The sequence below is a fragment of the Butyricicoccus pullicaecorum DSM 23266 genome (genome assembly GCF_900167005.1).
Taxonomy (GTDB): Bacteria; Bacillota; Clostridia; order Oscillospirales; family Butyricicoccaceae; genus Butyricicoccus; species Butyricicoccus pullicaecorum.
In genome coordinates, this window is record NZ_FUXW01000003.1 from 121738 (window position 1) to 136542 (window position 14805).

Sequence of the window (14805 nt, forward strand, 5' to 3'; positions counted from 1 at the left end):
TTACTTCAGGCGCAGCAGTTTGACCAGCTTGTCGCCCTTGGGCATCATCATGATGTCATCCCGCTCGAGCGCATGCAGCGCCAACAGCAGCACGACGTAAATCGCAGCCGCTACACAGATGGCCAGAACAACACCAATCATATTGCTCATCATCTGTACAACCTCTTCTTTTCCTCCCGCCATAATTCCACTGACCAGACTGTATACTGCGCGATAAGTAATGTATGCGCCTGCACCCATGCCCAGACATGCCGCCATGGGACGCACGAACAGCTTACCGATACCGGGCAGACGGACATACTTGCGCAAAATGACCAGGTTTACGATGGTGATAAAGGCATAGCATACGACCGTGCCGAACGGTGCACCGTAAATGTTGATCTGCGGCATGCCGACCAGCGTATAATTGACTACAACCTTGATGACGCCACCGAGCAGCATGGAGATAACCGGCACGCGGACACGGCCTGCGGCCTGCAAGACTGCGTTGGTCAGGCTGACCAGTGCGACAAAGGGAATGGCGAAACACAGGACACGCAGACAAGCCGCACCAACCTCCGGTTCACCCTTGAACAGCATCCGGATGATCGGTTCAGACAGGACAAAGTAGCCCGTAGCGGCAGGCAGCGCGATCAGCATAGAAATACGCATCGCAGAGCCCAGATTCTTTGAGGTCAGTTCCTTATCATGCTTTGCCATCGCGCTGGCGATTGCCGGAACGATGGAGATCGCAAGCGCCGCAATCAGCGTCTGCGGCAGGTTGTACATGGTAAATGCCTTGGTATTGTACATACCAAACAGCTCATTGGACTCGGACAGGCTGTATCCGATCGATTGCAGACGGGATACGACCATGGTGGTATCGACCAGTGTGGTCAGGCTGGTAACCGAGTTGGTCAGCGTGATCGGGATGACCAGCCACAGCAGGCCATGCACGAGCTGACCGGTCGAGCGACATTCCCGGCTGGTCGAACGCGCATGACGCGCCGGGTCACGCATGTAATAGACCCAAATACCGACTGCAGCCACGGCTTCACCGATGGTGATACCCAGAATGGCCAGCGCCGTGCACACCTCGACCGGCAGATTGCGGAACATACCGACGGCGGCAAAACCCAGACCCAGGAACAGCTTGCCCAGGGCCTCGACCAGCTGGCTCATTGCGGTGGGCAGCATGTTGGACTTACCCTGATAGTAGCCGCGCACGACCGAGATGCAGGCGACAAAGAATACCGACGGTGCGACCGCCTTCATGGACAGAACGGCAGCCGGGTTTTTGATGAGGTCACCCAGCCACGACGCACCGAAGAACAGGAACGCCGAGCACAACGCACCCAGCGTGATAAAGACCAGTCCGGCGATACGAACGACCGAACGAATCTCGCGATTGCGTCCGAGGGTATAGGACTCGGAAATCATCTTGGACAGCGCGACCGGTACGCCGGCTGTCGAGATAACGAACATCGCGGTGTAGAACTGATAGGCGACGTTGAAAACGCCCATGCCCTCGTCCAACAGCAGATGCTGTAAGGGGATCTTAAACAGCGCACCGATCACCTTGACCAGCATATTGGCCACGATCAGGATGATGGCACCCTGTAAAAATGTTTGCTTTTTATTGTTTTGCTGCGGCAATGTTGCACGCCCTTTCTGTTACGATTTTCTGGTTTCCGGGCTTACAGCGGACTGCCGCAGCCCGCGCAGTAAGCATCGTCCCGGCTGCACTGACGGCCGCAGCGCGCACAGGTGCACACGGTCTTGAGCGCACCGAGCTCGTCACGCAGCTCGCTGATCTCACCCTGAAGCACATCGAGCTGTGCAAGCTTGCGCTCGATCACGTCCTCGTCGGTCTCTGCACCCTGATGGATGTCATAGATGACCTTGCCGATCTCCTTGTACAGCACTTCACACTCGGTCGTACGGTCAAAGATCTGCAAATTCAGGCGGGTTGCCTGTGCCATCTCTCCCGCTTTCTTGCCTGCACGATCGGCAGCCTTAACTGCACCCGTGCGTGTCTGTTCGGCGACAACCTTGATTTTTTCAAGCAGCATCGAAACGTTATGATCCATTTTTGACTTCTCCTTTCGCAGGGCCCTTTCGGCCCGTCTCAGGCCATGGCATCCCATTGGGATACCCGTTTGATTTATCCGATAAACTCGTGCAGCACCGATGCCTCCGGAATGTACGGCAGGTAATCGATCGGTTCAAACAGCGTCGCTGCGCGGTATGCTTCGCGCAGGTCGGCCTTTTCCAGTGCATCGAGATGTTCGGTCAAGGTCTCCCGCAATGCAGGATACAGGATATTGCTCTCATAGGGCAGATAGGTGTCGATGGTGAACTCGGCATGATGGCGGTAAGGCGCGATATACAGCCGCTCGCCGCGACGGATGGACAGCCACTGTCTGATGGTCTCGACCACCGATGCACTGCGGAAATGCGCGTCGCGCAGCGCACGGCGTGCAAAGCGCAGCACCTCGGGCGTAAACCGTCCGCCCTGTCCGTCCTGCACCTGTGCTTCGATCGACAGGTACACACAGCTCGACTGCTCTTCCAGGCCGCCTGTAATAACATCATTGAGCGAGTGAATGCCCTCAATGATGACGATTTCGTCCTTGGAAAGGCGCATGGGGGTCACGTTCAGCGTCTGCCGTCCGGTCACAAAATCAAATGCCGGGACGAGGATCTCCTCACCCTTGGCCAGTCGGTGCAGATGATCGCTCAAAAGCTGCAAATCCATGCAGAGCGGCGATTCCAGGTCAACCACGTCGTTTTCCTCGTCGTAGGGCATGGAATAGCTGTCGCGACTGAGGTAGTAATCGTCCATGGAAATGCGCTGGCTGCGAATGCCCCGGCGCTCAATCGCACGGCACAGACGGTCAGCGGTCGTAGTCTTGCCAGCCGACGACGGGCCGTTGAGCAGCAGAATGGGACGATCGGCCAGCCGTTCCCCGAGCAGCTCGGCGGTGTCGTCGATCTGCTTTAAGTACGCGGCTTCGCTCTCCTCGATGAATCCCTTGGGGTCGTTCTTTGCGCGGGCATTCAGCGTCGCGAGGTCGTAGGTTTTCAGCATGTGTTAGTCCTCACTTTCGCGGAGTAACCGGCGTTTTCCGGCTTGGATGCGCTCGCCGGCTTCCAGATATTCCCGCGGGTACTTGGGCGGTGTAAATCGTGTGATGCGTCCGGTGTCCCGGTCTACGCGCTTGGATACCCCGCCTGCGCCGCAGGACAGGATGGTCTGGATTTCTTCCATCATCGCAATGTTGTAAAAGCTCTCGGTGTCCGGCTTGCACCAGCCCACGTTCTCAAATCCACCAGCCGAAAACTTTTGGCGGTAGAGGTAGTACGGGCCGTATCCTGCACGCGGCAGGTGCTCCATGGCAAAGTCCAGCATCTGGCGCACTGCGTCATGCTGTGCGGCATTGCCTGCCCGGTCGGACAGGTCTGCGCCGCGCTTGATTGCCAAAGTATGCACAGTGATGTTCTCCGGGTCGAGCGCGATCAGTTTGGTGATGGTCTCAGCAAAGCTCTCGGGTGTGTCGCCGTCCAGTCCGGCAATCGTATCCATATTGATGACCCGGAAACCAGCACTTCTCGCCTGCTCATAGGCGCGCACCACATCGTCCGCCGAGTGTCTGCGGCCAATGCGTGCAAGCACTTCGTCGTTCATGGTCTGGGGATTGATGGACACGCGATCTGCACCGCCTGCACGGATGGCGTGCAGCTTTTCCGGGGTGATGGTATCCGGACGTCCTGCTTCCACAGTATATTCACGCAGCGCGGAAAAATCCATTGCTTTTGCTGTCACGTCCATCAGACGCGCCAGCTGGTCGGCCGACAGCGTGGTGGGCGTGCCGCCGCCAATATAAATCGAGGTGACCTTCTTGCCCATCTCACGCAGCAGCGCACCGGTGCCCTGTACGTCGGCGCACAGCGCATCGACATAGGGTTCGATCAGTCCGGCAGACTTTTCGATCGAGCTGGACACGAACGAGCAATAGGCACAGCGCGACGGACAGAACGGAATGCCCAGATAGAGCGAGACCTCGTCCTCTCCCAGTCCGTCCAGCGCCTGTTCGGCATACGCGGCACAGCGTACCGCCAGTGCAGTACGCGCAGGCGAGACAAAATAGCGGTCACGGAACTGCTCTGCGACCTGTCCGCGGGTCATGCCGCGGTGCAGCAGCGAGCGCACCAGCTTAGCCGGTCGTACACCGGTCAATGCGCCCCAGTCGGGCGGTGTCTGCAAGCCGGGTGCGACCGTGTCGTAAATGCCCAGCTTGACGATCTCGGACAGCGCACGCTTACGCGCCATCTCGTCCAAGCCAGTGCTCTCAGCCGTGCGCGTGCTCGTGCGCGTCACGCCTGCCAGCCGGGTCTCTGTCTGCACGGTCATCACGCCGTCCCGCTCGGTCAGCGCCGAGCAGCAGAAATCGTCCGTGCCGTCATCCTCCTGACGGCGTAACAGCGCCGCCGGGAGCAGCTGAAAAAGCATCTCCTCAGCGGCGTGTATGAGGTCATGTCCGATCAGCGTGTAATTCATTTGCCGACCGCCTGACGCATATACGGGTTCATGCGGCGTTCTTCTTCCAGCGTGGAAGCGCCCTCGTGTCCGGGCAGCACATGCATGTCACCGGGCAGGTCATGCAGACGCTTGAGCGACTTGAGCATGAGCGAAAAGTCACCGCCCTCAAGGTCACAGCGTCCGCACTCGTGGCGGAACAGGGTGTCGCCGGTAAACAGCACGTCACCGACGCGCAGGCAGCTGGAACCTGGGGTATGACCGGGCGTGTGCAGCCAGGTGACGGTCAGGCCGCCCACCTGAATCTGGGTGCCCTCCTTGGCTAAGATGTCCGGTTTGATTCCCTCGTATGCAGTGCTGGGCAGGCCAAAGCGGCGCAGCGAGGCGGACAGCGCCTCCGGGGTGAGCATCCACAGGTCATCCTCATGGATGGCAAGCTTAGCGCCGGTCTCACGCAGAACGTCCTTAACGCCCAGAATATGGTCAAAATGACCGTGGGTGAGCAGCACCCAGGTGATCTTGACCCCATGTTCCTTGGCAGCGTTCACGATGGCCGGGCCGTTATCGCCCGGATCGACGACCGCACCCTCCATGGTGTTTTCATCGTAAAAAATATAGCAATTTGTGCCGACCATGCCGACACACAGTTGTAAAATCTTCATGTTTTCCTCCAGCTCGCGGGGTGTTCGATCAGCCGCGCATTTCAGCGGTATCCATCCAGATAGTGACCGGGCCGTCATTGATCAGGCTGACCTTCATATCTGCGCCGAACTCGCCGGTCTCGACCGGCAGCCCGCTCGCGCGGCAGCGCTCCAGAAAGCGCTCATAGAGCGGAATCGCGGTCTCCGGACGGGCTGCACGCATAAAGTTCGGGCGCTTGCCCTTGCGGCAGTCGCCGTACAGGGTAAACTGGGATACGACCAACAGTCCGCCGCCGACATTGGCACAGGAAAGGTTCATTTTATCGTTTTCATCGGTAAAGATACGCAGTCCGACACACTTGTCAGCCAGATAATCGGCCTCGGCCTCGGTGTCGCCCTCGCACACGCCCAGCAAAATCAGCAGGCCGTGCGAAATACTGCCGTGCACTGCGCCGTCAATCGTGACCGACGCGTCTTTTGCACGCTGAATGAGTGCTCGCATGGTATTTGGTTTCCTCCTCAGCGTCCGGTATCGCTCGCAATACGTGCGACATCAACGACGCCCTTTGTGTTCTTGATACGGGTCATAATGTGCTTGAGCTGACGCACGCCGCTGACGTCGATGACCGCATTGATCACGCCGTAGCCATCTTCCAGATCGCGTGCGTTGAGGTCACGTACATTGACCTTGGCCTGTGCCAGCAGCACGGCAATGTCAGCCAGCACGCCGGTGCGGCTGCGGGTAGAAATTTGCAGCGCGGTCGAGAACTTGTTGTTGCGCTCGAGCAAATCCTCATCCCACCAACAGTTGACCCAGCGGCTGCGGTCCTTGTCTTCCTCGTTGATGCGCACGTTGACGCAGTCACGGCGGTGAATGGACACGCCGTAGCCGCGCGTGATAAAGCCGATGATGTCATCGCCCGGAATCGGGGTACAGCAGCGAGCAAACTTAATCAGGCAGTTGTCAATGCCCTCAACGATAACGCCCGAATCGCTGTGCTTATTCTTCTTCTGCGGCTGCTGTTGGGTCTGGTTTGCCATCTGCTCGGCCTTCTCCAGACGTTCGGCAGCACGGCGTACCCGTCCGACCTCATCCTTGACCTTATTGAGCACCTTGGTCAGCGTGATACCGCCGTAGCCCAGCGCTGCATACATCTCGTCGATGGTCTGATAGCTGAACTTATTCAGGGTATTCTGAATGACTTCCTCATTCTCATAAAAACCGTTATACAGCAGGTTTGCGCGCAGTTCGCGGTCCAGGTCTTCCTTGCCCTTGATGATATTTTCCTCACGGCATTCCTTTTTGAACCACTGTTTAATCTTGTTACGTGCCTCGGTCGTGCGGACGATCTTGAGCCAGTCACGGCTGGGGCCGTGCGCTTCCTTGCTGGTCAGAATCTCGACGATATCGCCATTTTTAAGCTGGCTGTCGATAGGTGCAATGCGTCCGTTGACCTTGGCACCGGTCATACGATTGCCGACTGCCGAGTGGATGGCGTACGCCAGATCGATCGGGGTTGCACCGGCAGGCATGTTGACGACGTCACCCTTGGGCGTAAAGACGAATACCTCGTCAGCGAACAAATCGACCTTGATGGCCTTGATGAAGTCCTCTGCCTCGGTGTCCTGCTGGGCTTCGAGCAGCTGGCGAATCCACGAGAACGCCTGCTCGTTGCCTACCTTATCCAATCCCTGCTTGTACTTCCAGTGCGCCGCGACACCGTACTCTGCCATCTTGTGCATTTCCTCGGTGCGAATCTGGATTTCAAACGGGATACCATCGCGGCCAATAACCGTGGTGTGCAGCGACTGGTAGCCGTTGGGCTTGGGTGTGGAAATATAGTCCTTAAATCGTCCCGGAATGGGCTTATACAGGTCATGCACATAGCCCAGGACGTTATAGCAGTCGGCCACGGTATCTACGATGACGCGCACGGCGCAGATGTCGTAGATTTCGTTCATGGTCTTGTGCTGGGAGTACATCTTGCGATAAATCGAGTAGATATGCTTAACGCGCGCCGAGATATCATGACGGATACCAGCCTCGTTGAGCTTGAGCGAGATGCTCTCCTTGATGTGATCGAGGAAATCCTCGTATCGCTCGGACTGCTGTTCCAGTCCGTCCACAATTTCCTGATAGCCAATCGGGTCAAGGATACGCAGACACAGGTCTTCCAGCTCCCACTTGATGCGGCTCATGCCCAGTCGGTGCGCGATGGGCGCGTAGATCTCCATGGTTTCGAGTGCCTTGTCGCGCTGCTTGCGCTCGGGCAGATACTGGAAAGTGCGTGCATTGTGCAGGCGGTCGGCCAGCTTGATGAGGATGACGCGGATGTCCTTGGCCATCGCCATGAACATTTTGCGCAGATCTTCAAACTGCTCCTGCTCCTTGGAATAGCGCAGCATACCCAGTCGGGTAACGCCGTCTACCAACTCGGCAACCGAAGTGCCGAACTTATTCTCAATTTCACGATAGCCGAACTCGGTGTCCTCGATGCAGTCGTGCAGCAGGCCGGCACAGATCGAGTCGGTATCCAGTCCCATCTCCACGATGATCTCAGCCACCGCGACCGGATGGATGATGTAGGGTTCGCCGTTGCGGCGCTTCTGACCTTCATGCGCCTGTGCCGCGCACTCGTAGGCGGCACGGATCTTCTTGACATTGGCCGAGGGGTTCTGCTTTTCCACCCGCTCGATCAGAAAATCAATCCTGTTTTTCATCGGAGCGCTCATAACTTTGACACTTCCTTTATTCTCAAATCACACTGCCCTGCATCGTATTGCAGTCCTTGCTCATGGATTGCAGGGTCTTGAGGACAACCGACTTGGAAATATCGGCCTTGCCCTCGATATGTTTTAGCACAATATTCAGCTGTCCTTCCCGGAAGTGATAGCTGAGCAGACGGCTCTCGCTGAACACGTCCAGGCAGACCAGCAGCTTGCCGATGTTGATCTCGCGGCGGCTCTCCCACGATACCCGGCGCGACAGTGCACCGTCGGGCACCGACAGCCAGCCATCTTCGCTGCGGCTCAAAATATGTCTCCAGACCGCGACCAGATCACGACGCTCAGGCAGCAGCACGCGGGCTTCGCGTGCGGTCAGCGCACCGTCAGACATGAACCGATTGTACAGGTTCAAAATCTTCTGGTCGGCCATGACCTCGCAGGTGCTCAGCTGAATATCACGGATGACCAGCTGCACGCTGCACCGTCCGCGGTACTCATTGATCTCCAGACAGAATGCCGCGTCTACATAGTTGCCCTGTGCAAATCCGCATCCGCCCTGTCCGGTACCGAACAGCATGGCCGTGTAGGTCTGACCATCCTTGGACAGCGTCAGCCGCACATGGCGGTCGGACGAAATGGGCGTAATCTCCTCGACCAGCAGATCGCACATGGAAAAGACCGGCTGCGGGTTGCCCATGCCAAACGGCTCGAGCACATCCAGCCCACGGGTTGCCTCGGTTGAGATAAACTCAGGTGCAATCGGGCAGTCAATGTGCAAAATGGGCATGAGTTCCTGCGGGTTGACATGCTCCCGCGCCCAAGCCTCCATATTCTCATGGAACTGCTGAATATTTTCCTCGCGGATGGTCAGTCCGGCGGCCAATTCGTGTCCGCCGAAGCGCTCGAGCAGCGGTGCGCTGTCGCACAGCGCTTCGTACAGGTTAAAGCCCTTGACCGACCGTCCCGAACCCTTGCCGATGCCGTCTTCCAGTGCAATCAGCACGGTTGGGCAGGCGTAGCGATCACAGATGCGCGACGAGACAATGCCGATCACGCCATGATGCCAGTCCTCTCCGGCCAGCACGATGACCTGATCTTCCAGCGGGTCATACTCCAGGCGCAGCTTCTGCAAGGCCTGTTCCAAAATCTGGTTCTCGGTCGCCTGCCGCTGCTTGTTCTGCTCGCACAGCGCCATCGCCAAGGTCTGTGCACGGCGCGGATCGTCGGTCAGGAACAGCTCTGCGGCCATGTCCGCATGACCCAGACGGCCTGCGGCATTGATACGCGGCGCTAAAATAAAGCTGATGGTCGAAGCGGTCAGGCGCTTGCCCTGCTGTCCGGACTCGTGCAGCAGCATGGACAGACCAACGTTTTGCGTCTCTGCCATGCGGCGCAGACCTGCTGCGACAATAATACGATTTTCCCCGACCAGAAGCATGACATCAGCCACCGTGCCCAGTGCGACCAGGTCGGCGTACTGTTCGAGTACGGCGCGCTGCTGGCCGTCTCCCGCCAGTGCGCATGCCAGCTTGAACGCCACACCGACGCCTGCCAGTTCGGCAAACGGGTAGGTGCTGTCGGCACGCTTGGGGTTGACGACCGCGTTGGCGTCGGGCAGTTCTTCCCGGCATTCGTGATGATCGGTCACGACCACTTCCATGCCGAGTTCACGTGCGCGGGCGATCTCCTCGAACGCCGAAACGCCCGAGTCCACCGTGACAATCAGTCCGATGCCGTCCTGTGCCAGACGATCCATCGCACCCATGCTCAGGCCATAACCCTCGCTCAGGCGGTCGGGAATGTAATGGCGCACATCCGCGCCCAGACTGCGCAGCACACGCGTCATCACACAAGTGGAAGTCACGCCGTCCACGTCGTAGTCGCCGAATACTGCGATCTTCTTTCCCTGTTCGATCGCTCGGCGGATGGTATCCCGCGCTTTGGCCATATCAGGCAGCAGCATTGGATCATGCAGCTTTGCGGGATCGGTTTCCAGAAAGGCGCGGGCAGCCTCAGGGGTGTCAATCCCGCGCGCGCATAAAGCGGCGGCAGCAAGCGGCGTAAAACCACAGCTGCGTGCCAGTGACCGCACAGTTTCCAGGTTGGGTTTGGCGGTCACCCATCGTTTCATTTTCATGGTTATCCCTCGAAGTATTCTTATTCAGACTTATCATAGCAGAAAACACATGAAATCTCAACATATTTTGCCGTCCTTTCTTGCCCTGTATCCATGAAACGCAGAAAAGACGTCTGAAAGTCTGTCTTTATATGCTGTAAGCACGAACACGCAGTCCGCATGCGTTCCCGTAAACTGCACACATTTTTTAGAGCTTTTGGCACTCCAAAGAAAAAGACCGCTTCAAAAAGCGGTCTTTGACATAGAACTGATATTTTATTCGGCTTCGCGGCGTTTGCGGTCGCGTTCGAGTATCTTTTTGAGATATCTACCGGTGTAAGACGTTTCGCACGCGGCAACGTCCTCCGGTGTTCCGGCAACAACCACCTCACCGCCGCCGTCACCGCCCTCTGGGCCGAGGTCAATGATATAGTCAGCGGTCTTGATGACATCCAGATTGTGCTCGATGACCACAACCGTATTTCCAGTATCAACCAGCTTTTGCAGCACGTCTACCAGACGGTGCACATCGGCAATGTGCAGGCCGGTGGTCGGCTCGTCCAGAATGTAGATGGTCTTGCCGGTCGCACGCTTGGACAGCTCGGTCGCCAGCTTGGCACGCTGTGCCTCACCGCCCGACAGCGTGGTCGACGACTGGCCGAGCTTGATGTAGCCCAGACCAACGTCCTGCATGGTTTGCAGCCGACGTGCGATCTTGGGCACATTTTCAAAGAAGATCAGTGCCTCATCCACGGTCATATCCAGCACTTCATAGATGTTTTTGCCCTTGTAGCGCACTTCAAGGGTTTCCTTATTGTATCGCTTGCCCTTGCACACGTCACAGGGCACGTAGATATCGGGCAAAAAGTGCATCTCGATTTTGAGCAGGCCGTCGCCCGTGCACGCCTCGCATCGACCGCCCTTGACGTTAAACGAGAATCGTCCGGGGCCGTAGCCGCGCATCTTGGCATCCTGCGTCGAGGCGAACAGGTCACGGATGTCGTTGAATACGCCGGTATAGGTTGCCGGGTTGGAACGCGGCGTGCGTCCGATGGGCGACTGGTCGATATCGATGACCTTGTCCAGATTTTCCATGCCCTCAATGGAGTCGAATGCACCCGGTCGGGTCTTTGCACCGTTCAAATCAGCAGCCAGCTTCTTGTACAGAATCTCGTTGATGAACGACGACTTGCCCGAACCAGACACACCGGTCACACAGGTCAGCGTGCCGAGCGGGATGGAGAAATCGGTATGCTTTAAGTTGTTGACCGCCGCACCGCGCACGGTCAGCCACTTGCCGCTTCCCTTTCTGTGCACCTCGGGCACCGGAATGAACCGTCTGCCCGACAAGTATGCGCCGGTGATGGACTTTTCATCCTCAAGCATCTCGTCGACCGTACCCTGGAACACGACTTCACCGCCATGTACACCTGCACCCGGACCGATATCGACGATATGGTCGGCAGCGTACATGGTATCCTCATCGTGCTCGACCACAATCAATGTGTTGCCCAGATCGCGCAGACGCTTGAGCGTATCGAGCAGCTTATCGTTGTCGCGCTGGTGCAGACCGATGGACGGCTCGTCCAGAATATACAGCACGCCCATGAGCGACGAACCGATCTGCGTCGCCAGACGGATGCGCTGGCTCTCACCGCCCGACAGCGTACCCGAAGCACGCGACAGGGTCAGGTATTCCAGACCGACCGACTGCAAAAATCCCAGACGGTCCAAGATTTCCTTGATGACACGATCACCGATCTTGTGCTGCATCTCGGTCAGTTCCAAATTATGCATGAAATCCAATGCCTTGGTGACCGACAGTTCACAGTACTGGGCGATGTTCAGACCGCCCACCGTGACCGCAAGAATCTCTTTTTTGAGGCGATGGCCGTGACAGTCCGGGCAGAGGATCTCACTCATGCAGTCCTCGATCTCGGCACGCATGTAATCGCTGTTCGTCTCGTGGTAGCGGCGTTCCAGATTGTTGATGATGCCCTCGAACGGCTGGCTCATCGTACTGCCCGAAAAGCGCTTGACCGACAGTTCCAGCGGTTCTCCCTTGGTACCGTACAGCAGCGCGTCCAGCGCATCTTCGGAGAAGTCGCACAGCGGGGTATCCATGGTGAACCCAAAACGCTTGCCCAATGCATCATAGTACATGCGCGAAATCGAGCCAGGTTCGGCGTTCGACCAGCCCGATGCCCGGATGGCACCCTCGGCAATGGACAGCTTGCGGTTGGGAATGATGCGGTCGGGGTCAATCTTCATCTGGATGCCCAGACCGGTACAGGTCGGGCAGGCACCATAGGGATTGTTAAACGAGAACATGCGCGGCGTCAGCTCTTCGATCGAGATGCCGCAGTCCTCACAGGCATAGTTCTGGGAGAAAGTCAGCGTTTCCCCGCCGATGACATCGGCCAGTACCAAACCGCCCGACAGTGCGGACGCGGTCTCGACCGAGTCGGTGATACGCGAGCGCGCGTCCGGGCGCACGACCACGCGGTCGACCACGACTTCGATCGAGTGCTTTTTATTCTTCTCCAGCTTGATTTCTTCGGACAGATCGTACAGATTGCCGTCCACTCGCACGCGGACATAGCCCGACTTGCGGGCATCATTCAAAATCTTGACGTGTTCGCCCTTGCGCTGGCGCACGACCGGTGCCAGAATCTGCATTTTGGTGCCTTCGGGCAGGCTCATCAGCTGGTCAATGATCTGGTCAATGGTCTGCTGGTGAATTTCCTTGCCGCACTTGGGACAGTGCGGCGTGCCGATACGCGCCCAGAGCAGACGCAAATAATCATAAATCTCGGTAACCGTGCCCACCGTCGAGCGCGGGTTCTTGGAGGTGGTTTTCTGGTCGATGGAAATCGCCGGGGACAGACCGTCGATATAATCTACATCGGGTTTTTCCATCTGTCCGAGGAACTGACGTGCATAGGAGGACAGCGACTCGACATAGCGGCGCTGTCCCTCGGCGTAAATGGTATCGAACGCCAGTGAGGATTTACCCGAACCGGACAGTCCGGTAAAAACCACCAGCTTATCACGCGGGATGGCGATATCCACATTCTTGAGGTTGTGTTCTCGCGCTCCCTTGATATAAATTTGCTCTTGCATAGATCTTCCTTTCGCACCGATATCCGCTCACACAAAGGTGGCGTTGTCCGCTCTGCGGGCGTAGCCAAGTTCCAGCTCTTCCTTGTGGTACAGATATCCGGGATCGTCGTAATATTTCGCGCCGGTGGGACATTTCTTCACACAGGCGCAGCACTTGATACAGACACCGGGAACCAGCGACGGGTCGCTCTTGTCAATCGAGCCCATCGGGCAAACGTTCACACAGATACCGCAGCCATCGCACTTATCCGGGTCGGTTTTGGGTTTCACTTTTAAAATGTTGATGGGATTTCCCGCACGGTCACGGGGTGTATAGTATGGACGGACGGGGTCTTGACCACCAACCTGTGCCGGCGTGACATAGGTTCCTGCGGTCAGTTTCTCCCAGACTGCGCCCGCAAATGCACGCGCCTCGACAAGGTCATCCGCATCCGGCCGTCCAGCTGCGAGGGTACGCGAAAAAGCGTGTTCTCCGACAAAGGCCGCACCCGCGATGGTATGAAATCCATCTTGCTCCAAAATGTTGCGCAGTTCCATCAAACCGTCGTCGTAATTGCGGTTGCCGAACAGCACGACCGGCACGGCCAGCGCACCGCCGCCCACGACCGTATGTAAATACTTGACCAGCAGATTGGGTACACGTCCGGCGTAGACCGGTGTGCCAAAGACGACCAGATCATCCGGGCCAAAGGTCTTGACCGTCTCGCGGGACGCGGGCAGGGTAAAATCGAAAACTTGGTAATCGGTTCCGGCGTGCTGCGCCAGCGTCTGCGCAATCGTGCGCACGACCATCTTGGTCGTATCAGTCGCACTCCAGTACATCGCGTGAATGGTTCTCATCTGTCTCTCCCCTCTCGTCATAGGTCGACCTGACTGCCTGCGGGCAGATATCCGATCTGATCGCCCAGCATATCGTGCAGTACCGCGTAAGCATGCTCACCGGTACAGTGTCCGGTCAGATAGCGTGCGCCCGTTTTGCCCAGCCGCTCACCTACCGCACGAATCAGTTCGTCCGGTTCGCTCTTCTTCTGACTGGGACTGTACAGATGCATGCCGCCCACCACGACATCGGGCATCCGTCCGGCGTGCTCAGCCGCACGCTGCACCAGATTGACCACACCGCGATGCGCACAGCCGGTAAACAGGATGCACTTGCCCTTGTCGTACACAATCAGGCTCTGTTCGTGGGCAAAAGCATCAGGTACATAGGTATCGCCCACCCGCTCGAGCAGGTTTTTGCCGCCTTCAGACTGGCATTCGGTGCCGGTCACGTCGGAAAACAGCAGCAGATTGGGGCTGACCTCGTACACGTCCCCGGTAGGAACCAGACGCGGATGATGTTCCAGTTCAGGGTCCAAGCCGATTGGCCGCACGCCCTCAGGTTTGCGTGAAAAATGCGGCTCAAACGCCCGGGAATGGACGTAGACCGGCGCGTGATCGTTCTCTCTCAGAAAGGCGGACAGTCCACCGCCGTGGTCATAGTGTCCATGGGACAAAAACGCGCGGTCAACACGGGCAATGTCCAGCCCCAGCGCATGCGCGTTGCGCAAAAACAGTTCACTCTGTCCGAGGTCGAACAGCAGGTGCTCGCGCTCGGTCTCAAGATAAAAACTCAGTCCATGCTCACAGCCGAATGCCGGATCGGCTGCATGCTCCTCGACCAGCGTATACAAGCGCAT

Annotated in this window: 11 protein-coding genes; all 11 read right to left on the reverse strand. The window is 57.6% G+C overall.

Annotated features, from left to right (window positions below; all coding sequences use genetic code 11):
- Nucleotides 1-1635, reverse strand: coding sequence for a putative polysaccharide biosynthesis protein (locus tag B5D52_RS07565; RefSeq protein ID WP_016148141.1), 1635 nt, complete (start codon nt 1633-1635; stop codon nt 1-3).
- 41 nt (nt 1636-1676) lie between these two features.
- Nucleotides 1677-2069: a hypothetical protein gene (locus B5D52_RS07570; protein ID WP_016148142.1), complete on the reverse strand. Its 393-nt coding sequence runs from the start codon at nt 2067-2069 to the stop codon at nt 1677-1679.
- A gap of 74 nt (nt 2070-2143) precedes the next feature.
- Nucleotides 2144-3070 carry a uridine kinase family protein gene (locus B5D52_RS07575; protein WP_016148143.1) on the reverse strand — a complete coding sequence of 309 codons (927 nt, stop codon included), beginning with the start codon at nt 3068-3070 and terminating at the stop codon, nt 2144-2146.
- Nucleotides 3071-3073: 3 nt separating this feature from the next.
- The gene (gene hemZ, locus B5D52_RS07580) at nt 3074-4540 is read right to left on the reverse strand and encodes a coproporphyrinogen dehydrogenase HemZ (RefSeq protein WP_016148144.1); all 1467 of its coding nucleotides are present in this window, start codon (nt 4538-4540) and stop codon (nt 3074-3076) included.
- Entirely contained in the window at nt 4537-5181 is a 645-nt protein-coding gene (locus B5D52_RS07585; protein WP_016148145.1) for an MBL fold metallo-hydrolase, read from the reverse strand. Before B5D52_RS07585 ends, hemZ begins: the two co-directional genes overlap by 4 nt.
- A gap of 28 nt (nt 5182-5209) precedes the next feature.
- A complete protein-coding gene (dtd, locus tag B5D52_RS07590) occupies nt 5210-5662 on the reverse strand; it encodes a D-aminoacyl-tRNA deacylase (RefSeq protein ID WP_016148146.1) in 453 nt (150 codons plus the stop codon).
- A gap of 17 nt (nt 5663-5679) precedes the next feature.
- Entirely contained in the window at nt 5680-7881 is a 2202-nt protein-coding gene (locus B5D52_RS07595) for a RelA/SpoT family protein (protein ID WP_040332911.1), read from the reverse strand.
- A 34-nt stretch (nt 7882-7915) separates the two neighbouring features.
- The gene (gene recJ, locus B5D52_RS07600; RefSeq protein WP_016148148.1) at nt 7916-10024 is read right to left on the reverse strand and encodes a single-stranded-DNA-specific exonuclease RecJ; all 2109 of its coding nucleotides are present in this window, start codon (nt 10022-10024) and stop codon (nt 7916-7918) included.
- 255 nt (nt 10025-10279) lie between these two features.
- Nucleotides 10280-13126 (reverse strand): excinuclease ABC subunit UvrA, encoded by a 2847-nt coding sequence (gene uvrA, locus B5D52_RS07605; RefSeq protein ID WP_016148149.1) that lies wholly within the window; start codon nt 13124-13126, stop codon nt 10280-10282.
- Nucleotides 13127-13153: 27 nt separating this feature from the next.
- Complete coding sequence (locus B5D52_RS07610; RefSeq protein WP_016148150.1) at nt 13154-13966, reverse strand: 4Fe-4S binding protein; 813 nt, start codon at nt 13964-13966, stop codon at nt 13154-13156.
- Between the two features lie 17 nt (nt 13967-13983).
- Nucleotides 13984-14805, reverse strand: coding sequence for an MBL fold metallo-hydrolase (locus tag B5D52_RS07615; protein WP_016148151.1), 822 nt, complete (start codon nt 14803-14805; stop codon nt 13984-13986).